The organism is Intrasporangium calvum DSM 43043, from assembly GCF_000184685.1.
GTDB lineage: Bacteria > Actinomycetota > Actinomycetes > Actinomycetales > Dermatophilaceae > Intrasporangium > Intrasporangium calvum.
The window spans coordinates 883,679-909,763 of the sequence record NC_014830.1; the positions used below are offsets into that span (position 1 = coordinate 883,679).

Consider the following 26,085-nt stretch of genomic DNA (forward strand, 5'->3'; position numbering starts at 1 on the left):
GGACGCGTCATCCAGGAGTGAACTGTGCACATCGCTGAAGGTTTCCTGCCGCCCTTGCACGCGGCGGGATGGACCCTGGCCGCAGCCCCCTTCGTCATCCACGGCGGCCGTGCCGTCGCCAGAGAGCGGCGGGAACGCCCCGAGACGACGCTGCTGCTCGGCGCCGCCGGAGCGTTCACGTTCCTCCTCTCGGCGATCAAGCTGCCCTCGATCACCGGGTCGTCCAGCCACCCGACCGGCGTGGGACTCGGCGCGGTCCTCTTCCGTCCGCCGGTGATGGCCTTCCTGTCCACCGTGGTGCTCCTCTTCCAGGCGCTGCTCCTCGCCCACGGCGGCCTCACCACCCTCGGCGCCAACGTCTTCTCCATGGGCGTCGCCGGTCCCTGGACGGCCTACCTCGTCTGGTGCACCGTACGCCGCGTCAACCACACGGCCGCCGTCTTCGCCGCCGTGGCGCTCGCCGACCTCGCGACGTATGCGGTCACCGCGACGCAGCTCGCCCTGGCGTTCCCGGACCCGGCGACCGGCTTCTCAGGGGCCATGGCCAAGTTCCTCGGCGTCTTCGCCGTGACCCAGGTCCCGCTCGCCGTCGTCGAGGGCCTGCTCGCGGTGCTCGTGCTGCGTCTGCTCGGCGACATCGCCCGGCCGGAGCTCGAACGGCTCGACATGCTGCCGGCTGCCGTCACCCGCGCGACTGAGGCGCCCCGATGAGCCGCCGCGCCGTGAACGGTCTCCTCGTCCTGGCGATCGTCGCCGTCGTCGGGCTGGCCCTCGTCCTCGGAGCTCAGCGCGGCGAGAGCGGCGCGGACGCATATCCGGGGTCGGACTCGCAGGCCATGGATCTCATCGAGTCGGCCCATCCCGCCTACGAGGCGTGGTTCGAGCCGCTCTTCCGGCCGGAGTCGAGCCAGGTCGAGTCGGGCCTCTTCGCCCTCCAGGCGGGGCTCGGCGGGATCACCCTCGGCTACGTCGTCGGTCGGATCCACGAGCGCCGTCGGCGCCGCGCCGGCGAGCCGGCCGCCACCCCCAGCGACTCAGCCGTCTCCGGCAGATCCGACTCCTCCGCGGACCGCGGATGAGCACGGGGTTCGCTCTGGATGATGCGGCCTGGGCCTCACCGTGGCGGAGACGCGCCGTCGGGGAGAAGGTGCTCCTCGCCGGTGGGCTCGTCGGGGTGGGGATCAGCCTGCCGGTCTGGCCCGGCTCGGTCCTGGCCGCTGCCGCGGCCCTCGCGATCCTGCTCGGCCCGGCGCAGGTCTCGCCGCGGGTCCTGGCCCGCAGCGTGGCCGCACCGCTGGCGTTCATCGTCGTGGGGTCGCTCTCGGTCCTCGTGAGCCTCCGGTGGGACGGGGGGCCAGGGGTCGCCGTCACCGAGGAGACGAGGCGGTCGGCCCTGTCCGTGCTCGGGCACGGGACCGCCGGCACGCTGGGTGTCCTCGTGATCGCCGCGACGACGCCGATGGCGGACCTGCTGGGCGCCCTCCGCCGGCTGCGGGTGCCCGATGCCTGCATCGACGTCGCGGGTCTGGTCTACCGGCTGGTCCTGGTCCTCCTCGCCACGGTCGTCCAGATGGGCGAGGCCCAGGCCGCCCGCCTCGGCTACCGGGACCGCCGCACCACCCTGCGCAGCTCGGCGGCCCTCGGTGCGGGACTCCTGGTCCGGTCGTGGGACCGGGCTCGGCGCCTCGAGGAAGGCCTTGCCGGGCGTGGCTACACCGGCAGCCTGCCCTCCCTCGACCCTCCTCGCCGGACCTCGCTGCCCTTCGTGGCGACGAGCCTGGTGGCGCTCGGTGCGATCACCACGGCGGCGCTGACGATGGGAGGGTCCTGAGGTGGGTCACCTGAGCCTCGCAGCCCGCGCTGTCACCGTCTCCTACGGCGGACGGACGGTCCTGTGCGCTGCCTCCCTCGACGTGCGACCCGGGTCGCGGCTGGCGCTCCTCGGGGCCAACGGCTCCGGCAAGACGACGCTCCTCCGGGTGCTCTCCGGTGCGCTGCGACCGGACGCCGGCCAGGTTCGTGTCGGCCCGGATGCCTTGCGGCACAGCAGAGCCGGCCTGACGGCCCATCGTCAGCAGGTGCAGCTCGTCCTCCAGGACCCCGACGACCAGCTCTTCGCGGCCGACGTGGCCCGTGACGTCTCCTTCGGACCGCTCAACCTCCGCCTCGCCGAGGATGAGGTCCGGTCCCGGGTCGACGAGGCGCTCGAGGTGCTCGGCCTGCGCGAGCTGGCCGAGCGCCCGACCCACCAGCTGTCCTTCGGGCAGCGCAAGCGCGTCGCCATCGCCGGGGCGGTCGCGATGCGGCCCTGCCTCCTGCTCCTCGACGAGCCGACCGCCGGGCTCGACGCCACGGGCGCCGACGAGATGCTCACGGCCCTGCACCGCCTGGAGGAGTGGGGGACCACCGTCCTGCTCTCGACCCACGACGTCGACTTCGCGCTGGCCTGGGCCACCGAGGTCGCCGTCGTCGAGGCCGGTCGCGTGCTCCAGGGCGATCCGGGCGCCCTCCTGGGTGACACCGGGCTGCTGGCCCGCGCCCGGTTGCGCCGGCCCTGGGTGCTCGAGCTCGCCGACCGCCTGGACGTCTCCCGGGGTGGTGCCCCGAGCCCGCGAGACCTCGAGTCCCTCGTCGCAGCCCTCACCGACTTCCGGGTTTGAGGTGGACGCGCCGGCACATCCTCGGCCCGTCCACCTCAAACCAGTGCGGCTGCTCGGTCCAGCAGGTCACTCCGCGATGACGACCACGAGGTTGCGCGGTCCGTGGACGCCTTCGACCCGGTTCAGCTCGATGTCGCTCGTCGCGCTCGGCCCGCTGATCCACGTGAGCGGCTGCGCAGCCCCGACCTCTGGCCGGAGCCGCGCCACGGCGTCGGGCACGTCTGGGACGACCTGGTCCGCGCCGATGACGCAGACGTGGGTGTCCGGCACGAGGGTGAGCTCGCGCCGGCCCTGGTCGGGGCCGTGGTCGAGGATGATCGTGCCGGTCACGGCGATCCCGACCTTGGCCGCGGTGACGACCGCGTCAACCGCGTCGAGCTGGGCGTGGCTGGTCGCCTCCACCTCGGGCAGTACGGTGACCGCCGCGTCCAGGCCCGCCGTCCAGGCCGGGTCCAGACCACTCGGCACGACGACCGAGCGGCAGCCCAGCCGGGCCAGGGCGTCGGCGACGGTGGCGGGCACGTCAGCGGTCGCCACCCGGATCACGGTCGCCCGGTAGTCCGCCACCCGCTCGGCGAACAGCTCCAGGGCGCCGGCGTCACTCAGGTCGTGCATCGTCCGGGCCGGCGCGACAGGACGCTGGCCCACTGGGGTCGTCACGTCGGCGACCGCACCTCGTACCCGCTGGAGGATCTCCTCTCGCGCGCTCATCGTCCGTCTCCCTTCCCCCGCTCGCGGGCCCACCACTGCCGGAACGACTCCTTCGGCGGGGACGGCACGTCACGGGCATTGGTCCAGGCCCCGAGGCCGGGGATCGAGCGCAGCGGCTTGCCGCCGGTGAGACGTCCCGCCGTCGTCGCGGCTCGCTGGGCCACAGCGAGGCGCTTCGGGTCGGAGAGCACCCACGCCGCAGCCTTCATCGCCGCGGACTCCGGGGTGTTGCCGGCATTCTTCACCACCGTGCCGCGGAGCTCGACGAGCAGCTCCGGGATGTTGATCCGCACCGGGCAGGCGTCGAAGCAGGCCCCGCACAGGCTGGACGCGTACGGCAGCGACTTGTCGATGTCGCTCGCGGTCCCGCGCAGCTGCGGGTTGAGCACCGCGCCGATCGGTCCGGGGTAGACCGAGCCGTAGGCGTGCCCACCGGTGCGCTCGTAGACCGGGCACACGTTGAGGCAGGCCGAGCAGCGGATGCACCGGAGGGCCTGTCGCCCGAGCCGGTCGCCGAGGACGTGGCTGCGGCCGTTGTCGAGCAGGACGACGTGGACCTCCTGCGGTCCGTCGCCCTCGTGGACGCCGCTCCACATCGTCGTGTACGGGTTCATCCGCTCGCCGGTGCTCGACCGGGGGAGCAGCTGGAGCATCGGCCCGAGGTCCTCCCAGGTCGGCAGCACCTTCTCGATGCCGACGACGGAGATGAGGGTCTCGGGCAGGGTGAGGCACATCCGCCCGTTGCCCTCGGACTCGACGACGACGAGCGTCCCGGTGTCGGCGATGGCGAAGTTGGCTCCGGAGATGCCGACCTTGGCGCGCAGGAACTTCTCCCGCAGGTGCAGTCGCGCGGCCTCCGCGAGCCGGGGTGGGTCGTCGGTGAGGTCCGCGGGGGCGGGCCGGCCGACCTGTCCCATCTCGCGGAGGAAGATCTCGCGGATCTCGCTGCGGTTGCGGTGGATCGCGGGGACGAGGATGTGGCTGGGCCGGTCGTGGCCGAGCTGGACGATGAGCTCCGCGAGGTCGGTCTCCCAGGCGTTGATGCCGGCCGCCTCGAGAGCCTCGTTGAGCTCGATCTCCTGGGTCACCATCGACTTGACCTTGACGACCTCGTCGACGTGCTTGGACTGGACGATGTCGAGGACGATCCGGTTGGCCTCCTGCGCATCTCGCGCCCAGTGGACGACGGCGCCGTTGGCGGTGAGGCTCGACTCGAGCTGCTCGAGGTAGTCGCCGAGGTGGGTCAGTGCCTCGTCCTTGAGGTCGGCTCCGGCGACCCGCAGGGCCTCCCAGTCGTCGATCTCGCGGACGACGTTGCCGCGCTTGGTGCGGATCGTGTGCGTGGCGTGGCGCAGGTTCTTGCGTTGCTGCGCGTTGGCCAGCTCCGCCCGGGCCGCCTTGGGGAACTTCGGCATCCCGACGAAGGTCGGCGAGGTCTCCTGCAGGGGGGCGTATGCCGCTGGGCTCGCTCCCACGGGCCCGCTCGGTTGGGTCGTCATGCCGGGTCTCCTTCGGTCGAGGCGAGGATCTCGGCCAGGTGCATGGTGCGCACGCCGGACCGCTGCCGGCCGAGGATCCCGCCGATGTGGGAGAGGCACGAGTTGTCGCCGGCGACGACGACCTCGGCGCCCGTGTCCTGGACGTTGCGGGCCTTGTCGGAGCCCATCGCGATGGAGACGTCCGGGTTCTTGACCGCGAAGGTCCCGCCGAAGCCGCAGCACTCCTCCGCACCGGGGAGCTCGACGAGGTCGATCCCGCGGACGGCCCGCAGCAGCTGGAGCGGACGGTCCCCGACCCGGATCATCCGCAGCGAGTGGCAGGTCGGGTGGTAGGTGACCCGGTGCGGGAAGTACGCGCCGACGTCGGTGACCCCGAGGACGTCGACGAGGAACTCCGACAGCTCGTAGACCTTGGGAGCGACCTCGTCGACCCGGCTCATCAGCGTCTCGTCGCCCTCGGCGATCATCCGGTGCTGCTCGCGCACGGACCCGACGCACGACCCGGACGGTGCGACGACGGCGTCGTAGTCCCCGAACACGTCGACGAACCGGCGGACGAGCGGAAGGGCGTCAGCGGCATACCCCGTGTTGGTGAACATCTGCCCGCAGCACGTCTGCTCCGTCGGGAACTCCACCCGGCACCCGAGGCGCTCGAGGAGCCGGACCGTGGCCTTCGGTGTCTCGGGCCACATCGTGTCGTTGAAGCACGTCGCGAAGAGGGCGATGCGCAGGTCCGATGCGGGTGTCGGCGCGGTCATGGCAGCATCCAGGCGAGGACCGAGGACTGGAGCCCGACGAGGAGGCACACGACCAGGATGAGGCCGATGCTCCACGGCACCACCTTGCGGAAGATGTCGGACTCGCGCCCGAGCAGGCCGACCGCGGTCGCGGCGATGGTGAGGTTCTGCGGGCTGATCATCTTGCCGACCACGCCGCCGGACGTGTTGGCGGCGACGAGCAGCGTCGGGTCGATGCCGATGTTCTGGGCAGCCGTCTGCTGGAGCGTGGCGAACAGCGCGTTGGCGCTCGTGTCCGAGCCGGTGACGGCCGTGCCGATCCAGCCGAGGAGCGGGCTGAGGAACGCGAAGGCCGCGCCGGCCCCGGCGATCCACGTGCCGATGGTGATCGTCTGGCCGGACAGGTTCATCACGTAGGCCAGCGCGAGGACGGAGGCAACGGTGAGGAAGGCGAAGCGCATCTTGTGGGCGGTGGCGGCGAACTCCTTGCCCCAGCCGCTGAGGCCGACGCCGTAGACGAACGCGACGATGAGCGAGCAGATCAGCAGCATGGTGCCGGGGGAGCTCAGCCAGGGGAACGTGTAGGTCGCGGCGGCGCTCGGCTTGCCGGAGTGGGTCAGGACCTCGCCGGCGAGCCCGGGCCAGGGGACCTTGACGTCGGTTCCGCCGAGCCACTCCTTGACGGCGGGGATGAGCTTGGCGATCGCGAAGACGACGATGACGAGCAGGTAGGGGAAGAGCGCCATCGTGATCCGACCCGCATTCAGCGACCGGGCCCGGGCGTCCAGCTCGGCCATCGAGGCGTGGTGGTCGTCGACGGCGAGCGGCTCGGCGGCGTGGCCCCCGGCGGATCCGGACCGGGAGGCGGCGGGGGCGCCGGCCCCGACCAGGGCGAGGTCGCGCTCGCGCTCGACCTGGAGCGAGTCGAGCGCCTCCTCGCGGCCCTGCGGCTGCCAGAAGCGCAGGAAGACGACCGCTGCTGCGAGGGCGCCGAGGGAGGCGATGATGTCGGTGAGCTCCACGGACAGGTAGGTGGCGGAGAACCACTGGAACACCGCGAAGGCCAGCCCGACGACGACCGCGACCGGCCAGACCTGCCGCACACCGCGCCGCCCGTCAGCCATGAGGACGAGGAGGAGCGGGACGAAGAGGGCGATGACGGGGGTCTGGTGGCCGACGTAGGCGCCGATCTCGGTGTAGGGGATCTTCGTCAGGGTGCCCGCCGTGATGATCGGGGTGCCGATCGCGCCGAACGCGACGGGCGCGGTGTTGGCGAGCAGGACGATGGCGGCCGCGCGCAGCGGCGAGAACCCGACGGCCATCAGCATGACGCCGGTGATGGCGACCGGGGCGCCGAAGCCCGCGAGCGCCTCGAGCAGGCCACCGAAGCAGAAGGCGATGATGATCGCCTGGATCCGCGGGTCGTCCGAGATGAGGTGGAAGGTCGCCCGCAGGTCCTCGAAGTGGCCGGAGCGGACCGTGACCTGGTAGAGCACGATCGCGGTGAAGACGATCCACATGATGGGGAACAGCCCGAAGGCCGCGCCCTCGGTCGCGGCGAGGGCGGCCAGGCCGACGGGCATCTCGAAGAAGAGCCAGGCGACGATGATCGCGACCGCGACGGCGGACAGGCCGGCCCAGTGCGCCTTCCAGCGCAGGACCCCGAGCGTGAGGAAGACCGTCAGCAGGGGCAGGAGCGCGATGAGGGCCGACGCCGTGAGGCTGTCTGCGACCGGGGCGATGTCGGGTTGGTAAGCGGTGGGCAACAGGGCTGCGGCGGTCACAGGTCCTCCGATGTGCACGACGGTGGGCGGGAGCCAGTGGTCAGACCACTGAGATGCGGTTGAAAGTAGGCCCCTCTCGGCGATGCTGTCAAGAGGTCAGACCACTCTCTTCCGGTAGGTGTACCCCGGGTGGCATGCTTCTCCCGTGCCAGTCGACGCGCCCGCCCACGAGCAGCCGGGGGCCGGCCCCCAGGCGTTCGAGAAGGTCCTGCACTGGGTCGACGAGCGGATCCTCACCGGTGAGCTGGAGGTCGGTGCCCACCTCCCGCCCGAGCGCGAGCTGGCGCGGCTGCTCGAGGTGAGCCGGGCAGCCGTCCGCGAGGCGGTCCGGACCCTTCAGGCCCAAGGGGTCGTGCGGTCCGCGGTCGGGACCGGGGCGACGGCCGGCACGACCATCACGTCCGTCTCGGCCCATGCGCTGACCCGCCTGCTCCGGCTGCACGTGGCCCTCGCGAACTTCCCCCTGCCTGACGTCGTCGAGGTGCGGATCAGCTTGGAGCGGTTGAGCGCTCGCCTCGCCGCCAAGCATGCGTCGGCCGACCAGCTGGACGAGCTGCAGCGGCAGGTCGACGCGATGCGCGAGCCCGGGATCACCCGTGAGCGGTTCAACGACGTCGACACCGCCTTCCACGTGGGCATCGCCGCGGCCGCCGGCAACCTGCTGGCCGCGGACATGACGGTCGCGATCCGCGAGTCGATGCGGCTGCCGATCCTCGACCGCTTCCGTCGTCTCGACGCCTGGGAGGACGTCGTTCAGGTCTTGCGGCGCGACCACGAGGCGATCTATGCCGCGATCGTGGACGGCCGCGCCGACGACGCCGAGCAGGCCGTCGAGGCGCACATCCGCTCCGCGTGGCAGACCCTCACCGCGGCCGACCCCATCTGAGGCTTCCCGCCTCCCTATGCTGAGGCGCATGAGCGCCCTCGAAGGGACCGGGCACGGCCACCACGACGACGAGCACGACCACGACCACGAGCACGACCACGAGCACGACCACGACCACGAGCACGAGCATGGGACCGGACCGCTCGCCTGGTTCCGGGAGGTGTTTCGTCCACACAGCCACGACTCTGCGGACTCGGTCGACCCGGCCCTCGAGTCGAGTGCCCAGGGCATCCGGGCGGTCAAGATCAGTCTCGTGGCCCTGCTCGCGACGGCCCTGGCGCAGGCCGTGGTCGTCGTCGTCACGGGTTCGGTGGCGCTCTTCGCGGACACGGTCCACAACTTCTCCGATGCGCTGACCGCGGTGCCTCTGTGGATCGCGTTCGTCCTGGCCCGCCGGCCGGCCAACCGCAGCTACACGTACGGCTACGGTCGGGCCGAGGACCTGGCCGGGGTGTTCATCGTCGCGATGATCGCGCTCTCGGCGGTCCTGGCCGGGTGGGAGTCGGTCCGGCGGCTCGTCGACCCGCAGCCGCTCACCTATCCGTGGGTGGTCGTCGTCGCGGGCCTGATCGGTTTCGCGGGCAACGAGCTCGTCGCGCTCTACCGCATCCGGGTCGGTCGGCAGATCGGGTCGGCCGCCCTCGTCGCAGACGGACTGCACGCCCGCACCGACGGCTTCACCTCGCTCGCGGTCGTCCTCGGCGCGGTGGGCGTGATGGTCGGCTTCCCCTTGGCCGACCCGGTCATCGGCCTGCTCATCACGGTCGCCATCCTCTTCGTCCTCAAGGGTGCCGGACGAGACATCTACCGCCGGCTGATGGACGCCGTCGACCCGGCCCTCGTCGTTCTCGCCGAGCGCACCCTGGCCGCGACCCCCGGCGTCGTCGACGTCGAGTCCGTGCGGTTGCGGTGGATCGGGCACCGCGTGCACGCCGAGGCCGAGGTCTCGGTCGACCCGGCGCTCTCGGTCGTCGCGGGGCACGGGATCGCCATCGAGGCCCACCACCGGCTGCTCCATCACATCCCGAGGCTGGCGCGGGTCTCGGTCCATGTCAGCCCGGCCGGTGCGGACGGCGACGCCCAGCACCGCCTCCTGGCGCACCACGTCGACGTGGCCTGAGCCGCCGGGAGCCGCCGTCAACCGCCGTCAACCGCACTCAGCCGGCGGTGGCCGCGGTCTCCTCCGGCTCCGGGAAGAGGCGGCCGAGCATGTCGGCCAGGGTGACGACGCCGACGGCGCCGTTCGCGTCGGTCACCACGGCGAGCTCGGTGCTCGTCTCGCGCATCCGTCGCAGCGCCGCATAGACCGGGGTCTCGGGGGAGAGGGTGAAGACGGGCCGCATGACGGACCGGACCGGCCGCTCCGAGGGGACCGCCAGCGTGTCCCGCACGTGGGCGACCCCTTCGACGGCTCGGTCGGTGCCGACGAGGATCCGCAGGTGCCCCGACTCGAGGGTGGCTCGCCGGAGGTCCGCCGCGCTGGCCGTGGGCGCCACCATGACGGGGGCCTGCTGAGGCCCGACGAGGTCTCCGACGGTCAGGGTCTCGAGCTCGAGGGCGCTGGTCAGCTGCATCGAGTAGCTCGCGTCGAGGGCCCCGACGTTCGCCGAGTGCTCGACGAGGTGCAGCAGCGCCTCGGGGTCCTGACCCGTGGCGATCTGGTCGCTCGGCTCGACCCCGAACCGTCGGAGGATCGCGTTCGCACTCGAGTTGAGCGAGCGCAGCACCGGGCGGGTCAGCCACATGAAGCCGCGCATCGGGAGGGCCAGCAGGGTGGCCGACCGCTCGGGGTGGGCGATGGCCCACGACTTCGGGGCCATCTCTCCGACGACGAGGTGCAGGAACGTGACGATGGCGAGCGCCAGGACGAAACCCGCGACGTCCGCGGCGAGCAGCGGCAGCCCCCAGCTCTCGAGCGCCGGTGTGAGCCAGTGGTGCACGGCGGGTTTGGTGATCGCGCCGAGAGCGAGGGTGCAGATGGTGATGCCGAGCTGCGACCCCGCGAGGAGCAGGGTCAGCTCGTTGGCGCTTCGGAGCGCAGCGCGGGCGGCCCGGCTCGAGCCGGCCGCATCCTCGAGACGGTGTCGTTTCGCGGCGATGAGGGCGAACTCGACGGCGACGAAGAAGGCGCTGAGGGCGATGATGACGACGGTCGTGATGATGACGGGGAGGCTCATCGGTCGTCCTCCGGCCGGGGGGCGGTGGTGCTGGGGTCGTCGATCGTCAGTCGCAGCAGCGAGGGCACGTGCCGTTCGACCTCGAGCACCTCGGCCGTGACGAATCGCGGACGCGGGTCGTCGTCGGCCACGAGATCGGCCGGGTCGGGCTGGAGCTCGATCCGCACGGTCGCGCCGACGTCCGGCAGGTCACCGAGCTGGGCGATGACGAGCCCGGCCACCGTCTCGTAGTCCCCCTGGGGCAGCTCGCGGCCGAGGGCCCGCTCGGCCTCGTCGACGTGGACGTCGCCGGGCATGACCCACGTGCCGTCGTCGTCGACGACGGGCTCGTTCGGGGCGTCGGGGTCGTGCTCGTCGGTGATCTCGCCGACGAGCTCCTCGGCCAGGTCCTCGAGGGTGATGATGCCGGCGAAGCCGCCGTACTCGTCGACGACACAGGCGAGCTTGTCGCCGGTCGAGCGGAGCTCGGTCAGCACCGTGGGAAGGCGCATCATCGTCGGGACGAGCACCGGAGGGCGGGCGAGCCCCCCGACGGGACGGACGAGCGCAACGTCCGTCGAGAGGACGTCGTCGAGGTGCACCACGCCCACGACGTCGCCGGAGCGGTCGAGGACCGGGTAGCGGGAGTGGCCGGTCGCCATCAGCTGCCGAACCGTGCCGATCTCGTCGCGCTCGTGCACGACGTCGACCCGGGTGCGCGGGATCATCGCGTGCTCGGCGTCCTGCTCGGGGAAGTCGAGGATGCGGTCCAGCAGCACGGTCAGGTCGGGGGGTAGGTCGCCGGTCTGCCCGGACCGGGCGATGATGTGCTCGAGGTCCCGCGGGGTCGCCGAGTGCTCGACGTCGTGCACCGGCTCGATCCGCAGGGCACGCAGGAGCAGGTTGGAGGCCTGGTCGAAGACCCAGATGAGCCAGCCGAAGGCCTTGAGGTAGACGAGCGTCGACCGGGAGAGGCTCCGGGCGACCGGTTCGGACCGCGCGATGGCGAGGTTCTTGGGCACGAGCTCGCCGAAGAGCATCTGGACGATGGTGGACACGGTGAGTGCGACGACGGTGCCCACGGCGATGCCGACGCCAGCCGGCACCCCGCTCCAGCCGAGGACCTCGCCGAGCGCCTCACCGATGAGCGGCTCGGCGACGTAGCCGACGAGCAGGCCGGTGACCGTGATCCCCAGCTGCGCTCCGGACAGCATGAACGAGGTTCGGCGGGTCACCCGCAGGGCTCGTCCGGCGACCTCGTCGCCCGACGCGGCCTGGGCGCCGAGGCGCGAGCGATCGACCGCCATGTAGGCGAACTCCTGGGCGACGAAGTAGCCCGTCGCCCCGGTGATGAGAACGATGACGACCAGCCCGACGCCGAGGGAGAGCAGGGGGCTCATGCAGGGTCCGTCCGCTGCGTCGGCAGGGACGAGTGACGGCGATCGGCAGAGGGGTCCATGGCTCGCTTCGGTCGTGGGTTGGGACGGTGGGCCAACGACCCGCCCCGGGCATCAGTTCCTCCGTGGCCATCGTCGCAGAGCCCGACGTGCCCAGCCACACCGAACCCGGTGGTATGCCGCTGAGCCGGCTCCCGGAGCGGAGGCTGGCGTTATCGTCGGTGGGGTGTGGCCACGACGAGCTGGCCTCTGGGCGTGAGGGGCGCGACGATGGGCACCCGGCGGATCGACCTCAACTCCGACCTCGGCGAGTCGCTCGGCACGTGGCGGCTCGGCGACGACGAGGCGATGCTGGAGATCGTCACGAGCGCCAACGTGGCGTGCGGTTTCCACGCGGGGGACAGCCTGACGCTCCGGCGCACCTGCGCCCGGTCCGCGGAGCGAGGTGTGGTCGTCGGCGCCCAGGTCGGGTACCGCGACCTGGCTGGTTTCGGCCGCCGCTTCATCGACATGGACCCGGACGAGCTGACCGCCGACGTCATCTACCAGGTCGGGGCGCTCGACGCGTTGTGCCGGGTGGCGGGGACCAGGGTGGAGTACGTCAAGCCGCACGGCGCCCTCTACAACGCCGTCGTGACGCACGAGGAGCAGGCCGCGGCCGTGGTCGCCGCGGTCGTGGCGCTGGATGCCGGCCTTCCCGTCCTGGGGCTGCCGGGCTCGGCCTTCCTCCGGATCGCCGCCGCGGCGGGCCTGCGCACCGTCGTCGAGGCGTTCGCCGACCGTGCCTACACGCCGGAAGGGCATCTCGTCCCTCGAGGTCTCCCCGGCGCCGTCCTGCACGACGCGCGGGAGGTGGCGGCCCGGATGGTCCGGCTCGTCACCGATGGGCGGGTCACCGCCATCGACGGGACCGAGGTGCAGGTGCAGGCGGACTCGATCTGCACGCACGGCGACTCGCCCGGTGCGGTCGAGTTGGCCCGGGCGGTCCGGGACGCCCTCACGGCCGAGGGCGTCGAGATGGCCCCCTTCACCAGATAGGCGCGCCATGACCGACGTCCGTCCGCCCATCGAGGGAGCACCTTCGCCGGCATCCCTCCACCCGCCAGTGCGCCTCCTGCCCATGGGCGATGCCGCGATCCTCGTCGAGACCGACGACATCGACGCGGTCCTCGCGATCGACGCCGCTCTCGCGCCGTTCGCCGAGGCGGGCGAGGGCGTCTGGGCCGAGGTCGACGACCTGGTCCCGGCCGCGCGCACCCTGCTCGTCGTGGCCCGGCCGACGACTGACCTCACCGCGCTGGACAGGGCGGTCCGGGCCGCGGCCGCCGGGGCACGGCTCGGGCAGGCCCCGGGGGAGGGGCGCGTCATCGAGATCCTGGTCCGGTACGACGGTCCGGACCTGGCCGACGTCGCCGCTCTGACCGGACTGAGCCCGGAGGCCGTCGTCGCCGCGCACACCGCGACCCGGTGGCGAGTCGGGTTCGGCGGCTTCGCCCCCGGCTTCGCCTACCTCGTGGGTGGTGATCCGCGGCTCGAGGTGAGCCGCCGGCCGGACCCGCGGACCAGCGTCCCGGCCGGATCCGTCGGCCTGGCCGGAAAGTTCAGCGGGATCTACCCGCGTGCATCGCCGGGGGGCTGGCAGCTCATCGGAACGACCGACGTCGTTCTCTGGGACGCCGACCGGGAGCCGCCGGCCCTGCTCACGCCGGGCAGCATGGTGCGGTTCGTCGAGGTGGGGCGATGACTCGTCACATCGAGATCATCGAGCCCGGTCCGCTGACCCTCGTCGAGGATCTCGGCCGGGTGGGCCACCTCGCCGTCGGGGTCGGCCGGGCAGGGGCTGCCGACGTCGGCTCCTACCGCCTCGGCGGGCGCCTCGTCGGCAATGTCGACGGCGCCGCAGCCCTCGAGGTCACGTTCGGGGGGCTCCGGCTGCGGGCCCATGGCGAGGTCGTCGTGTGCCTCACGGGCGCCCCGTCGCCCGCAGACGTCGACGGCCGAGTGCAAGCCCACGCGACCCCGTTCACTCTCCGGGACGGGCAGGTCCTCTCGCTCCGTATGCCGCTGAGCGGGCTCCGCACCTACGTGACCTTCCGCGGGGGGCTGGCTGTTCCGACGGTCCTCGGCTCGGCGTCCACCGACACGATGTCCGGACTCGGGCCGGAGCCGGTCCGGGCGGGCCAGGTGTTCGGGATCGGACAGCGCACCGAGGGGCTCCCGCACGTGGACCATGCCGCGGTGGCGCCCCCGCCCTCGGGCACGGTCGAGCTCGCCGTCCTGCCGGGGCCGCGCCGGGACTGGTTCGCGGAGCCCGAGCGGCTGGCGCAGGCGGAGTGGATCGTCTCGGGGCGCAGCGACCGCAAGGGGCTCCGCCTCGACGGGGAGCCGATCGAGCGGCATACGGAATGGCGTGATATCGAGCTGCCCAGCGAGGGGATGGTCCGCGGCGCGATCCAGGTCCCGCCCAGCGGGCTGCCCGTCCTGTTCCTCAACGACCACCCCGTGACCGGGGGCTACCCGGTCATCGGCGTCGTCCGCTCCGCCCACGTCGACCGCGCGGCGCAGCTGCAGCCTGGTCAGCCAGTCCGCTTCCGGTGGGAGAGCTTGCATCCACATCGGGCGTTCCCTTCGTGACCCCGCTTACACCGCCAGCCCGTACGCCGCTGAGTTGCCTAGCGTGGGCAGGTAGAGGAGGCAGGTCGGCGGCGTGCACGCCCGGACGTGAGGTGTGACCGGTCCCACGCGCTCCGCCGACCTCCTCAAGATACCCCCCGGGGTAATTTCGAAAGGGTTGGTCCATTCGCAGCAATGGCCTGGCATCGGAGCCAGGTGGAGGAGGTCCGGAGTTCTCATGAGTGTGAAGACGCACGAGGCAGTAGTGAACGGCCACGAAGAGCTGGACCTCCCGGTTCTCCACGCAACGGAGGGCAGCGATGCCTACGACGTGTCGAAGCTGCTCGGCCAGACGGGCCGGGTGACGCTCGACCCGGGCTTCGTCAACACGGCCTCCTGCCGGTCGGCGATCACCTACATCGACGGCGACGCCGGGATCCTGCGTTACCGCGGTTACCCCATCGAACAGCTCGCGGAGGGCTCGACCTTCCTCGAGACCGCCTACCTGCTCATCTACGGCGAGCTGCCGACCGAGGCCGAGCTCGACGCCTTCGACGCCCGGATCCGCCGGCACACGCTCCTGCACGAGGACCTGCGCAGCTTCTTCGCCGGCTTCCCGCGCGACGCGCACCCGATGCCCGTGCTCTCCTCGGCCGTGTCGGCGCTCTCGACCTTCTACCAGGACAGCCTCGACCCCTTCGACGCGGAGCAGGTCGAGCTCTCGACGGTCCGCCTCCTCGCCAAGCTGCCGACCATCGCCGCCTACGCACACCGCAAGAGCATGGGCCAGCCGCTGCTCTACCCGGACAACAACCTGTCGCTGGTGGAGAACTTCCTGCGGATGTCCTTCGGCTTCCCGGCCGAGCCCTACGAGCTCGATCCCGTCAAGGTCAACGCCCTGGACCAGTTACTCGTCCTCCACGCCGACCACGAGCAGAACTGCTCGACCTCGACGGTGCGGATGGTCGGCTCCTCCCACGCCAACCTGTTCGCCTCGGTCTCCGCAGGTATCAACGCGCTCTTCGGCCCGCTGCACGGTGGGGCCAACCAGGCGGTGCTCACGATGCTCGAGTCGATCAAGGCAGACGGTGGCGACGTCGCGAGCTTCGTGCGCAAGGTGAAGGACAAGGACACCGGCGTGCGGCTCATGGGCTTCGGGCACCGGGTCTACAAGAACTACGACCCGCGTGCGGCGATCATCAAGCGGACGGCCGACCAGGTCCTCGAGCGGCTGGGGCAGCGTGACGAGCTGCTCGACATCGCCCTCGAGCTCGAGCAACAGGCCCTGTCCGACGACTACTTCTTCGAGCGCAAGCTCTACCCGAACGTCGACTTCTACACCGGCCTGATCTACCGGGCGCTGGGCTTCCCGCCGAAGATGTTCACGGTGCTCTTCGCGCTCGGTCGGCTGCCGGGGTGGATCGCGCAGTGGCGCGAGATGATCGCCGACCCGGACCTGAAGATCGCCCGGCCCCGACAGCTGTACGTCGGCCCGACCGAGCGCGACTACGTGCCGGCAGGTCGCCGCTGAGCGGCCGTCCGCGGGGGCGCTGACCTCCATCCCCTCGGCGCCGTCCGAGCCGCCTGCCGACTCAGCGGTATGCCGCTGAGCCGGCCCAGCGGCATACGGCTGGCTCCGTCTCCTCCCGTCGACCGCAACGAGGCGGCGGAACCCCGATGCGGCTGGGACGGATGACGCACCTTCGCGGGCGGATGGGGCCCTCGCCTGCATGGGTGGACTCTGTGGTGGGCTCTGGCTGCGTCATCCGTCCCTGCGGCCAGGCGGGGAGGGGGCCGCTGTCCGCCAGTGGAAGCGGGCGGGTGACACGGCTGCGGCATGCAGTCCCAGCTGGACGAGGTCGTCAGGAGCAGCCTGGCCGCGGACGAGGGTGGCGGCGAGCCGGGCGGTCGCCGGCGCCGTCTGGATCCCGTAGCCGCCCTGGCCCGCCAACCAGAACAAGCCCGGAGCCACCGGGTCGAAGCCGATGACGAACTGCTCATCGGGCGCGAAGGTGCGCAGTCCGGCCCAGGAGGTGAGGACGGAGCGGGCGTCAACCGTCGTGAAGGCGCGGATCTCGTCGAGGGCGCGTGCGATCTGCACGGTGTCCGCCTTCGCGTCGCCCGGCGTGACCGGTGTCCGGTCGGCCGGCGAGCAGAGGAGCTGCCGGCCCTCCGGCTTGACGTAGAACGACTCGTCGACGTCGTAGAGGAGCGGGAGCCGGTCGCTGCCGGTGACGTGTCCGGCCCCGATCGTGAAGACGGTGCGGCGCCGCGCGGTCAGCCCAACCGGTGCTGCTCCGGCTGCGACGGCCACCTCGTCGGCCCAGGCACCCGCGGCGTTGACGACGATGCGACCGCGCGCCGCGGGACCTGCAGCTGTGTGGACCACCCAGGTGTCGCCACTGCGCTCGAGGTGCGCCACCCGGGCGCTGCGGACGACCGTCCCGCCCCGCGCCCGCAGGCCCCGGAGGTAGCCCTGGTGAATGGCGTGGACGTCGAGCTCCATCGCGTCCGGCTCGAGGAGGCCCTTGGCGACGGCTCCCGGGCGCAGGATCGGGCACAGCAGCCCGGCCGCGACGGCGTCGACGACCCTCGCCGCGGGGACGAGGTGACGGACCTGCTCGTGGAGGGCGTCGATGACCTCTCCCCGGCCGGGCCGGGCCACCTGAAGAAGCGGGCGAGACGACATCAGCGGCCGGTCGAAACCCTCGGGTGGGTCCTCGAGGAACGGGCGGCTCCCGAGGGTGAGGGCGCGGACCTCCGGGCCGCCGTAGGTCTCGAGGTACATGGCTGCCGAGCGCCCGGTCGCGTGGTGGCCGAGAGTCGACTCCATCTCCACGAGCAGCACCGAGTGGTCCAGGGAAAGCTCGTGAGCCGCCGACGCGCCCGCCATCCCGCCACCGATGACCACCACGTCGTACCGGGTCGGCGCTGCGCGGGATGTCACCGCGTCACTCAACCACGGATCGACGGACGGCCGACCGGTTCCAGCCGTGGGTACGCGTCTGGACATGCGCGGGCAAGAGACCGTTGACGCACGCCGGGCTCCTTGACTAACGTCGGCGTCGTCCGTATGGCAGAAAGAGAATTCCGCGATGCGGAAGGCCATGACGGATCAAGACTGACCAAGACTGACCAAGACTGACCAAGACTGACCAGGACGGGTGATGAGAGTGACCGAAGGCGTGCAGATCACGGCCGAGAGCGGCGGACGGTTCGCGGAGATCCTCACGGAGCCGGCGATCGAGTTCCTCGGTTCGCTGCACCGGGCGTTCGACGCGCGACGTCTGGAGCTCCTCCGGGCGCGGGAGGTGCGCTACGAGCAGCTCGTCGCGGGTCACCAGCTCGAGTTCCTCCCCGACACCAAGGAGGTCCGCGAGGGGGACTGGCAGGTCGCCCCGCCGGCGCCCGGACTCGTCGACCGCCGCGTCGAGATCACCGGCCCGACCGACCGCAAGATGACGATCAACGCCCTCAACTCGGGGGCCAAGGTGTGGCTCGCCGATTTCGAGGACGCCTCGACGCCCACGTGGGACAACGTCGTCCAGGGCCAGCTCAACCTCATCGACGCCCTTGACCGCAAGATCGACTACACGAGCGACGAGGGCAAGTCCTACGCCCTGCGCCCCGCCGAGGAGCTGGCGACCATCGTCGTCCGCCCCCGCGGCTGGCACCTGTCCGAGAAGCACGTCCTCGTCGACGGTGAGCCGATGTCCGGCTCGCTCGTCGACTTCGGTCTCTACTTCTTCCACTGCGCCCAGCGCCAGATCGACGCCGGGAAGGGTCCCTACTTCTACCTGCCGAAGATGGAGAGCCACCTGGAGGCCCGGCTCTGGAACGACGTGTTCGTCCACGCGCAGGACCACGTGGGCATCCCGCAGGGCACGATCCGCGCCACCTGCCTCATCGAGACCTACCCGGCCGCCTTCGAGATGGAGGAGATCCTCTACGAGCTCCGGGACCACTCCTCGGGCCTCAACGCCGGGCGGTGGGACTACATCTTCAGCGTCATCAAGAAGTTCCGCACGCGAGGGCGCGACTTCCTCCTGCCGGACCGCAACCAGGTGACCATGACCGTGCCGTTCATGAGGGCCTACACGGAGCTGCTCGTGCGGACCTGCCACAAGCGCGGTGCCCACGCCATCGGCGGGATGGCGGCGTTCATCCCGAGCCGCGACCCGGAGGTCAACGAGGCCGCGTTCCAGAAGGTGACCGACGACAAGACCCGCGAGGCGAACGACGGCTTCGACGGGTCGTGGGTGGCTCACCCCGGCATGGTGGAGCTCTGCAAGGAGGCGTTCACCAAGGTCCTGGGTGACCGGCCCAACCAGATCGACAAGAAGCGGGAGGACGTCGAGGTCACCGCTGAGCAGCTGCTCGACGTGAAGGCGACCCCCGGGACGGTGACCGAGGCCGGCCTGCGGAACAACATCAGCGTCGGGGTCCAGTACCTCCACACGTGGCTCAAGGGCTCCGGTGCGGTCGGCATCTTCAACCTCATGGAGGACGCGGCGACGGCCGAGATCTCCCGCTCGCAGGTGTGGCAGTGGCTGCACAACGACGTCGAGCTCGACACGGGCACGAAGGTCACCCGCGAGCTCATCGACCGGTTGGTCGAGGAGGAGGTCGCCAAGCTGCCGGGAGACCCTGCCGACTACGACGAGGCGCGCTCCACCTTCCTCGAGGTCGCCGTCGCCGACGACTTCGCCGAGTTCCTCACGCTGCCGGCCTACGAGCGGATGCCCTGACCCATGGACGCGCTCGGCCTGGCTGGACCCTTGCGGCGGGCTCTCGGTGACCACAAGGTGATCACCGACCACCAGGAGCTGCGGACGTACGAGTGCGACGGCCTGGCGCACTACAAGGTCACGCCGGCCCTCGTCGTCCTCGCCGAGAACACCGAGGACGTCGCGACGACGGTCCGCTCCTGCGCCGAGCACGGCATCCCCTTCGTCGCTCGAGGCTCTGGGACGGGACTGTCCGGGGGTGCGCTGCCCCGCGCGGACGGCGTGCTCATCGTGATGTCCCGGATGAGGAGGATCCTGGAGATCGACCCCGGCAACCAGCGCGCGGTCGTCGAGCCGGGCGTCATCAACCTCCAGCTGAGCCGCGAGGCGCAGCCGACCGGCTACTACTACGCCCCCGACCCGTCGAGCCAGCAGGTTTGCTCGATCGGCGGCAACGTGGCCGAGAACTCCGGCGGGGCGCACTGCCTCAAGTACGGGTTCACCGCGAACCACGTGACCGGTGTCGAGTTCGTCACGCCCGCCGGAGATGTCGTCCACATCGGCGGCAAGGCCCCTGACGCGCCCGGCTACGACCTGCTCGGCGCCGTCGTGGGGTCGGAGGGGACCCTGGGGATCGCCACCCGGGCCACCGTCCGGCTGACCCGCAGCCCCGAGGAGGTCCGGACCCTGCTCGCCGGCTTCCCCGACACCGACCAGGCCGGGGCCGCCGTGTCAGCGATCATCGGTGCCGGCGTCATCCCGGCGGCCATCGAGATGATGGACGCCCTGGCCATCGAGGCCGCTGAGGCCGCCGTGCAGTGCGGCTACCCCGCCGGGGCGGGCGCGGTGCTCATCGTCGAGCTCGACGGGCCTGCCTCGGAGGTCGCGCACCAGTTCGACGACGTCGAGGGCCACTGTCGGGCCAACGGCGCCTTCGAGATCCGGATCGCCGCTGACGACGTCGAGCGGGCCCTCTTCTGGAAGGGACGGAAGTCTGCCTTCGCGGCCGTCGGGCGGATCAGCCCCGACTACATCGTCCAGGACGGCGTCATCCCGAGGACGTCTCTGCCCGAAGTGCTCCGGCGCATCTCGGAGATCTCGCGCGACGCCGGGGTTCGCGTGGCCAACGTGTTCCACGCCGGCGACGGCAACCTGCACCCCCTCGTCCTCTTCGACGACGCCAACGAGGGCGAGGCGGACCGTGCCGAGGAGGTCTCCGGTGCGATCCTCGACCTCTGCATCCAGCACGGCGGCTCCATCACCGGCGAGCACGGGGTCGGCTCGGACAAGGCGAAGTACATGCCCCGGATGTTCAGCGACGACGACCTCGACACCATGCAGCTCGTCCGTTGTGCGTTCGACCCGACATCGATCTCCAACCCCGGCAAGGTCTTTCCGACGCCTCGCCTCTGCGGGGAGGTCCCGGGCCGCCACCGGGGGCCGCACCCGCTCGTCGCGGCCGGAAAGGCGGACCTGTTCTGATGACCGCGATCCTCGACACCCTCAAGGCGGCGACCGACGGCCACGCGGCCGAGGCGACCGCAGACGATCTCGTCGCCGGCGTCCCCGCACGCTGGGTCGCCCGCCCCGGGTCGACGGCGCAGACCTCGGCGCTGCTGACGGCAGCGGCAGAGCAGCGGCTGACCGTCGTCGCTCGGGGGGCCGGCACCAAGCTCGCCTGGGGTGCGCCGCCCGAGTCCGTCGACCTCGTCGTCGACACGACCCGGATGAGCGAGGTCGTCGAGCACGCGGCTGGGGACCTCGTCGTCGTCGCCGGCGCCGGGCGCACGCTCGACGAGCTCCAGGCCGATCTCGCCCCCGCCGGGCAGCGGCTGGGCGTGGACCCGCCGCGGCGCGGCACCCTCGGTGGTGCCGTGGCCACGGCGTCGACCGGGCCCGGACGGCTCTTCCACGGCGCCGTGCGCGACCTGCTCATCGGCGTCCGCTTCGTGCGCGCCGACGGCGTGGCAGCCCACGCGGGTGGCAAGGTCGTGAAGAACGTCGCGGGGTACGACCTCGGCAAGGTCCTGACCGGCTCCTTCGGCACGCTCGGTGTGATCACCGAGGTCGCCTTCCGTCTCCACCCCGTCCCGGGCGCCCAGCGCTGGATCAGCTGCCCCGCGGGCGAGCCGGAGGGCACCCAGGCGCTCGTGTCCTCCCTTGCCGACTCGCAGCTCGCGATCTCGTCGGTCGAGCTCGACCGGGCCGCCGACGGCTCGTCCGTCAGCGTCCTCGTGGAGGGCACCGCGCCCGGGGTCGAGCAGCGAGCCACAGAGATGCTGCGCCTGATGGGGTCTGGGGCCACCGAGGCGGAGACACCCCCGGCGTGGTGGGGGACGGAGCCGGACAGCGACAGCGCGGTGCTCATCAAGGTGACGCACGAGATCTCCCGGCTCGGCAGCCTGCTCCAGACCGTCGACGAGGCCGCGGCTGACACCGGTCTGCAGGTGCGGTTCCGGGGAAGCCCGGTGGTCGGCACGGCCCTGCTGGGCCTCTCGCGCGCTGACGGCACCGACGGTGGTGCGGACGCTGACGGGAGCCACCTCGCCGAGGGCGTGCGGCAGTTCCTCGACCGGGTCCGCGCCGGCTCAGGAACATTCGGCGGCTCTGCCGTCGTCCTCGAGGCTCCTGGCGTGATCCGCGACGGCCTCGACGTGTGGGGCCCGGTGGAGGCCCTCGGCCTCATGCGCTCGCTCAAGAGCCAGTTCGATCCCGAGCGTCGTCTGGCGCCCGGCCGCTTCGTGGGAGGGATCTAGGTGAGCACGCCCGAGAGCGGACCTGGCCCGGTGTCGACGCCCACCGGCACGTTGGGCACCGACCAGAGGCTGTCGCTGACGCCCGTCCAGTCCGGGCCCCCGGCCTTCGACGCCCACCGGCCGCCGTCGGCCGAGCTCGTCGCGGACTGCGTGCACTGCGGTTTCTGCCTGCCCACCTGCCCGACGTACGCGCTCTGGGGCGAGGAGATGGACTCGCCGCGCGGGCGGATCTACCTCATGAACGAGGGACTGCAGGGCGAGCCGATGACGCCCTCGATGGTCCAGCACTTCGATGCGTGTCTCGGCTGCATGGCCTGTGTGACGGCCTGCCCGTCAGGCGTCCAGTACGACCGGCTCATCGAGGCGACCCGCGCCCAGGTGGAGCGACGGCACGAGCGTCCGCGGCGGGAGAAGGCCCTCCGCGCCGCCATCTTCGCGGTCTTCCCCTACCCGAAGCGGCTGCGGGCCCTCCGTGGGCCGCTGCGCCTGCACCAGAAGACCGGCTTGTCCCGCCTGCTCCGACGCACCGGCGTGCTCGACCGGCTCTCTCCGACGCTCGCCTCGATGGAGGCTCTGGCGCCACCGCTCGAGAACCGTGAGCCCGTGCCCGAGCGCACGCCCGCGCAGGGCACCAAACGCGGCACGGTCGGGATGCTCCTCGGCTGCGTGCAGCGCGAGTTCTTCCCCGGTGTCAACGCCGCCACCGCGCGCGTCCTCGCCGCCGAGGGCTTCGAGGTCCTGGCGCCCGCCTCCCAAGGTTGCTGCGGCGCCCTGTCGGTGCACAACGGGCGCGAGGACGAGGCCCAGCGTTTCGCCCGCGCCCTCATCGACACGTTCGAGCGTGCCGGGGTGGACAGCATCGTCGTCAACGCCGCCGGGTGTGGCTCCTCGATGAAGGAGTATGCCGACCTGCTCTCCGACGACCCGGCGTACGCCGAGCGCGCGCGGCGGTTCGCCGGCCGGGTCCGCGACATCTCGGAGATCCTCGTCCAGGCCGGACCCGTCGCGACCCGCCACCCGCTTCCGATGGCCATCGCCTACCATGACGCGTGCCACCTCGCGCACGCCCAAGGCATCCGCGCACAGCCACGTGAGCTGCTGCGCGGCATCCCGGGGCTGGAGCTCCGGGAGATCCCGGAGGCAGAGATCTGCTGTGGCTCCGCCGGCATCTACAACGTCCTGCATCCGGCGCCGGCGCGCGAGCTCGGCGACCGCAAGGCGGCCAACGTGCTGAGCACCGAGGCGCCGCTCCTCGTCACCGCAAACCCCGGCTGCCTGATGCAGGTGGCCTCGTCCCTCGAGCGCAGCGGCCGCCGCATCGCGCTCGCCCACATCGTGGAGGTTCTCGATGCCTCCATCCGAGGAGGCGACCCCGCCAGCCTCGGCGTCCCACCCAGCGAGACCCGCTCCTGATTCACCAGCCCATCCATCGCTCACAATGAGGTGAACGCATGTATCGCCCAGTCCTCGATTCGGTAGCCGGATCGATCTTCCTCACGGCCCTCGTGGCCATGCTTCCACTGGTCACCCTGTTCGTGCTGCTCGGCGTCCTGCGCATCAGCGCGTGGAAGGCCGCACTCGTCTCGTTGCTCGTCTCGATCCTCGTCGCGATCCTTGCGTACTCCATGCCCGCCGGACAGGCGATCATGGCCGGAGCGGAGGGGGCCGCGTTCGGGTTCTTCCCCATCCTCTGGATCGTCATCAACGCCATCTGGCTCTACAACATGACGGTGGTGACCGGGCACTTCGACGTCCTGCGCCGCTCGTTCGCGAAGGTGAGTGACGACCAGCGCATCCAGGCCGTCATCATCGCGTTCTGCTTCGGCGCCCTGCTCGAGGCGCTCGCGGGCTTCGGCACGCCCGTCGCGATCACGAGCGTCATGCTCATTGCCCTCGGCTTCCGGCCGATGAAGGCCGCCGTGGTCGCCCTCGTGGCGAACACCGCCCCGGTGGCGTTCGGCGCCCTGGCCGTGCCGATCACGACCCTCGCGACGGTGACGGGCCTGCCCGAGCACACCCTCTCGCAGATGGTCGGACGCCAGACCCCCCTCCTCGGCATCTTCGTGCCGATGGCCCTCGTCTACATCATCGACCGCGGCCGCGGGGTCCGGGCCACCCTGCCCGCGACGCTCACGGTCGGCATCAGCTTCGCCATCGCCCAGTTCGCGACGTCGAACTACCTGTCGACGCAGCTGACCGACATCGTGGCCTCGCTCGTCGGCGCCGCATCCGTCGTCCTCCTCCTGCGCTTCTGGCGGCCCGCCGCCCCGTACGTGGAGACCGAGGAGCCGGCCGTCGCGCGGGCCCACGTCTCGCGGCGCGCCGCGGAGCACGAGGCGGGCCTGATAAGCGGCACGCCCGCGGCGCATGCTGGTGGCTCGGACCACCCGATCGGCGCAGGCACGGGGACTGCGCAGGAGCTGGCCGAGCGCGACCGCGGTCACGTCGACACCACCTCCGACGTCTTCAAGGCCTACGCGCCCTACCTCATCATCATCGCGATCTTCAGCCTCAGCCAGCTCCCGGGCATCAAGGACGCACTCGCCGCGCCGGGCACCCAGTTCAAGTGGCCCGGCCTGGACCTGCAGACCCCTTCGGGCAAGCCGTCCACGCTCCCGACGTTCAAGTTCGGGTGGCTCAACGCAGCCGGCACGCTGATGCTCATCGCCGGCCTCGTGACGATCCCCGTCATCGGCATCTCCCTCAGCAAGGCGTTCCGGGCCTACCTCGACACCTACCGACAGCTCGCGGCAGCCATCGTCACCGTCATGGCCGTCCTCGGCCTCGCCTACGTCATGAACGCCTCCGGTCAGACCGCGACGCTCGGCACGTGGATGGCCGGTGCTGGGGCGATCTTCGCGATCATCTCCCCGATCCTCGGGTGGCTCGGCGTGGCCGTCACCGGCTCGGACACGTCGTCCAACTCGCTGTTCGGAGCGCTGCAGGTGTCGGCGGCCGCCAAGACCGGGCTCGACCCCATCCTCATGGCGGCGGCCAACTCCTCCGGTGGTGTCCTCGGCAAGATGATCTCGCCGCAGAACCTCGCGATCGCTGCGGCGGCGGTGGGATTGTCCGGCCGGGAGGGTGACATCTTCCGCAAGGTGGTCGGCTGGAGCGTCGGGTTCCTCGTCTTCATGTGCGTGCTCGTCTATCTCCAGTCCACGCCCGTGCTCTCGTGGATGGTCCCCTGACCCCACGCCCGCTCGTGATGGCAGGCTGGTGGCGTCCCGCTCGGCGCGTGCCGAGCGGGACGCCCTGACTTCCAGAGAGGAGCCGCGCGTGGACCGTGGCGAACGTCCGTCCGCCGACCGGGCGGGCGCGGAGTCCAAGGTGGTGGCGCCGCGCCGCCCCGGAGTGCAGTCGCTGGATCGCGCCTTCGAGCTGCTCGAGGCGATGGCCGACGCCGGCGGGATCGCCACCCTCTCCGAGCTCGCGAAGTCGACCGGGCTTCCGATGCCGACGATCCACCGAATCGTCCAGTCCCTCGTGGCGGGAGGCTACGTCCGCAAGGACGTGTCGCACCGATACGCCCTCGGCCCGCGGCTCATCCGGCTCGGAGAAGTCGCCGGTCTGACGCTGGGAGCGCGAGCCACGCCCTACCTCAGGCGACTGGCCGAGCAGATCGGTGAGACCGCCAACCTCGCCATGCTCGAAGGCGACTCGGTGGTCTACGTGGCGCAGGCACCATCACCGCACGCCATGCGGATGTTCACAGAGGTCGGGCGGCACGTGCTGCCGCACTGCACCGGGGTGGGGAAGGCGCTGCTGGCTGAGCTGCCCGTGCAGAACGTCATCGAGCTCATCGGCAGGACCGGCCTCCCGGCCCGCACCGAGCACACGCTGACCGACCTGGACGCCCTGCTTGCTGAGCTCCGTCGGATTCGTGAGCAGGGGTTCGCGGTCGACGACGGTGAGCAGGAGGTCGGGGTCCGGTGCGTGGCGGTTGCGGTGACCACCGGGCCGGCGCGTCTTGCGGTCTCGGTCTCCGGGCCGTCGGGGCGCCTCACCCTCGGACGCGTCCACGAGATCGCCCCCGTCCTGCGAGACGTCGCAGACCGGCTCCTCCTCGACCTCGGGGAGGCCGGGACCGACCCGGCGGAGGGCCGCCGACCGGACGGTCTCGCACAGCACCGCCAGAGGGGTCGCGGCTGACGCGCCG

23 protein-coding genes are annotated in these 26,085 nt (G+C 71.5%); 16 read left to right on the forward strand and 7 right to left on the reverse strand.

Features of this window, described 5'->3' with window-relative positions; translation table 11 throughout:
- Positions 1 to 24: 24 nt before the first annotated feature.
- The 4 genes from INTCA_RS04060 to INTCA_RS04075 are packed head-to-tail and all read left to right on the forward strand — an operon-like array spanning position 25 to position 2,660.
- On the forward strand, positions 25 to 711 hold the full coding sequence (locus INTCA_RS04060; protein WP_013491659.1) for an energy-coupling factor ABC transporter permease: 687 nt from the start codon (positions 25 to 27) through the stop codon (positions 709 to 711).
- Entirely contained in the window at positions 708 to 1,079 is a 372-nt protein-coding gene (locus INTCA_RS04065; protein WP_013491660.1) for an energy-coupling factor ABC transporter substrate-binding protein, read from the forward strand. Before INTCA_RS04060 ends, INTCA_RS04065 begins: the two co-directional genes overlap by 4 nt.
- The gene (cbiQ, locus tag INTCA_RS04070) at positions 1,076 to 1,831 is read left to right on the forward strand and encodes a cobalt ECF transporter T component CbiQ (protein ID WP_013491661.1); all 756 of its coding nucleotides are present in this window, start codon (positions 1,076 to 1,078) and stop codon (positions 1,829 to 1,831) included. Before INTCA_RS04065 ends, cbiQ begins: the two co-directional genes overlap by 4 nt.
- 1 nt (position 1,832) lies before the next feature.
- Positions 1,833 to 2,660, forward strand: a complete 828-nt coding sequence (locus INTCA_RS04075) for an energy-coupling factor ABC transporter ATP-binding protein (protein WP_013491662.1) — start codon at positions 1,833 to 1,835, stop codon at positions 2,658 to 2,660.
- A gap of 66 nt (positions 2,661 to 2,726) precedes the next feature.
- On the opposite strand, the gene INTCA_RS04080 is transcribed toward INTCA_RS04075, so the two are convergent.
- Genes INTCA_RS04080 through INTCA_RS04095 form a run of 4 tightly spaced genes read right to left on the reverse strand, consistent with a single transcriptional unit; the run spans position 2,727 to position 7,391 of the window.
- Positions 2,727 to 3,371, reverse strand: a complete 645-nt coding sequence (locus INTCA_RS04080; protein ID WP_013491663.1) for a LutC/YkgG family protein — start codon at positions 3,369 to 3,371, stop codon at positions 2,727 to 2,729.
- A complete protein-coding gene (locus tag INTCA_RS04085) occupies positions 3,368 to 4,870 on the reverse strand; it encodes a LutB/LldF family L-lactate oxidation iron-sulfur protein (RefSeq protein WP_013491664.1) in 1,503 nt (500 codons plus the stop codon). Before INTCA_RS04085 ends, INTCA_RS04080 begins: the two co-directional genes overlap by 4 nt.
- Positions 4,867 to 5,628 carry a (Fe-S)-binding protein gene (locus tag INTCA_RS04090; RefSeq protein WP_013491665.1) on the reverse strand — a complete coding sequence of 254 codons (762 nt, stop codon included), beginning with the start codon at positions 5,626 to 5,628 and terminating at the stop codon, positions 4,867 to 4,869. Before INTCA_RS04090 ends, INTCA_RS04085 begins: the two co-directional genes overlap by 4 nt.
- Positions 5,625 to 7,391 carry an L-lactate permease gene (locus INTCA_RS04095; RefSeq protein WP_013491666.1) on the reverse strand — a complete coding sequence of 589 codons (1,767 nt, stop codon included), beginning with the start codon at positions 7,389 to 7,391 and terminating at the stop codon, positions 5,625 to 5,627. Before INTCA_RS04095 ends, INTCA_RS04090 begins: the two co-directional genes overlap by 4 nt.
- Positions 7,392 to 7,536: 145 nt before the next feature.
- Here INTCA_RS04095 and INTCA_RS04100 point away from each other — a divergent pair, with 145 nt between their 5' ends.
- A complete protein-coding gene (locus INTCA_RS04100) occupies positions 7,537 to 8,277 on the forward strand; it encodes a FadR/GntR family transcriptional regulator (protein ID WP_013491667.1) in 741 nt (246 codons plus the stop codon).
- Positions 8,278 to 8,305: 28 nt separating this feature from the next.
- Positions 8,306 to 9,397, forward strand: a complete 1,092-nt coding sequence (locus tag INTCA_RS04105) for a cation diffusion facilitator family transporter (RefSeq protein WP_052337968.1) — start codon at positions 8,306 to 8,308, stop codon at positions 9,395 to 9,397.
- 37 nt (positions 9,398 to 9,434) lie between these two features.
- Here the strand turns inward: INTCA_RS04105 and INTCA_RS04110 are convergent, their stop codons facing one another.
- Both INTCA_RS04110 and INTCA_RS04115 read right to left on the reverse strand, forming a co-directional pair.
- A complete protein-coding gene (locus tag INTCA_RS04110; protein ID WP_013491669.1) occupies positions 9,435 to 10,454 on the reverse strand; it encodes a CNNM domain-containing protein in 1,020 nt (339 codons plus the stop codon).
- Complete coding sequence (locus INTCA_RS04115; RefSeq protein ID WP_013491670.1) at positions 10,451 to 11,833, reverse strand: hemolysin family protein; 1,383 nt, start codon at positions 11,831 to 11,833, stop codon at positions 10,451 to 10,453. The genes INTCA_RS04110 and INTCA_RS04115 overlap by 4 nt, the downstream gene beginning before the upstream one ends.
- Positions 11,834 to 12,100: 267 nt before the next feature.
- Here INTCA_RS04115 and INTCA_RS04120 point away from each other — a divergent pair, with 267 nt between their 5' ends.
- From INTCA_RS04120 to INTCA_RS04135, 4 genes are all read left to right on the forward strand, one after another.
- Positions 12,101 to 12,868 (forward strand): LamB/YcsF family protein, encoded by a 768-nt coding sequence (locus tag INTCA_RS04120; protein WP_013491671.1) that lies wholly within the window; start codon positions 12,101 to 12,103, stop codon positions 12,866 to 12,868.
- 7 nt (positions 12,869 to 12,875) lie between these two features.
- On the forward strand, positions 12,876 to 13,574 hold the full coding sequence (locus INTCA_RS04125; protein WP_013491672.1) for a 5-oxoprolinase subunit B family protein: 699 nt from the start codon (positions 12,876 to 12,878) through the stop codon (positions 13,572 to 13,574).
- Entirely contained in the window at positions 13,571 to 14,464 is an 894-nt protein-coding gene (locus INTCA_RS04130) for a 5-oxoprolinase subunit C family protein (RefSeq protein WP_013491673.1), read from the forward strand. Before INTCA_RS04125 ends, INTCA_RS04130 begins: the two co-directional genes overlap by 4 nt.
- A gap of 217 nt (positions 14,465 to 14,681) precedes the next feature.
- Positions 14,682 to 15,974, forward strand: coding sequence for a citrate synthase (locus tag INTCA_RS04135; protein ID WP_013491674.1), 1,293 nt, complete (start codon positions 14,682 to 14,684; stop codon positions 15,972 to 15,974).
- A gap of 231 nt (positions 15,975 to 16,205) precedes the next feature.
- Here the strand turns inward: INTCA_RS04135 and INTCA_RS04140 are convergent, their stop codons facing one another.
- Complete coding sequence (locus tag INTCA_RS04140; RefSeq protein WP_013491675.1) at positions 16,206 to 17,390, reverse strand: NAD(P)/FAD-dependent oxidoreductase; 1,185 nt, start codon at positions 17,388 to 17,390, stop codon at positions 16,206 to 16,208.
- Between the two features lie 220 nt (positions 17,391 to 17,610).
- Between INTCA_RS04140 and aceB the strand changes: the two genes are divergently transcribed.
- The 6 genes from aceB to INTCA_RS04170 all read left to right on the forward strand — a co-directional run bounded on the left by aceB (position 17,611) and on the right by INTCA_RS04170 (position 26,078).
- Positions 17,611 to 19,191: a malate synthase A gene (aceB, locus tag INTCA_RS04145; RefSeq protein WP_013491676.1), complete on the forward strand. Its 1,581-nt coding sequence runs from the start codon at positions 17,611 to 17,613 to the stop codon at positions 19,189 to 19,191.
- Positions 19,192 to 19,194: 3 nt separating this feature from the next.
- Positions 19,195 to 20,652 carry an FAD-linked oxidase C-terminal domain-containing protein gene (locus INTCA_RS04150; RefSeq protein ID WP_013491677.1) on the forward strand — a complete coding sequence of 486 codons (1,458 nt, stop codon included), beginning with the start codon at positions 19,195 to 19,197 and terminating at the stop codon, positions 20,650 to 20,652.
- A complete protein-coding gene (locus tag INTCA_RS04155) occupies positions 20,652 to 21,926 on the forward strand; it encodes an FAD-binding oxidoreductase (protein ID WP_013491678.1) in 1,275 nt (424 codons plus the stop codon). The genes INTCA_RS04150 and INTCA_RS04155 overlap by 1 nt, the downstream gene beginning before the upstream one ends.
- The gene (gene glcF, locus INTCA_RS04160) at positions 21,927 to 23,339 is read left to right on the forward strand and encodes a glycolate oxidase subunit GlcF (protein ID WP_013491679.1); all 1,413 of its coding nucleotides are present in this window, start codon (positions 21,927 to 21,929) and stop codon (positions 23,337 to 23,339) included.
- A gap of 38 nt (positions 23,340 to 23,377) precedes the next feature.
- Positions 23,378 to 25,117, forward strand: coding sequence for an L-lactate permease (locus tag INTCA_RS04165; protein WP_013491680.1), 1,740 nt, complete (start codon positions 23,378 to 23,380; stop codon positions 25,115 to 25,117).
- An 88-nt stretch (positions 25,118 to 25,205) separates the two neighbouring features.
- Positions 25,206 to 26,078 (forward strand): IclR family transcriptional regulator, encoded by an 873-nt coding sequence (locus INTCA_RS04170; protein ID WP_013491681.1) that lies wholly within the window; start codon positions 25,206 to 25,208, stop codon positions 26,076 to 26,078.
- Positions 26,079 to 26,085: the final 7 nt, after the last annotated feature.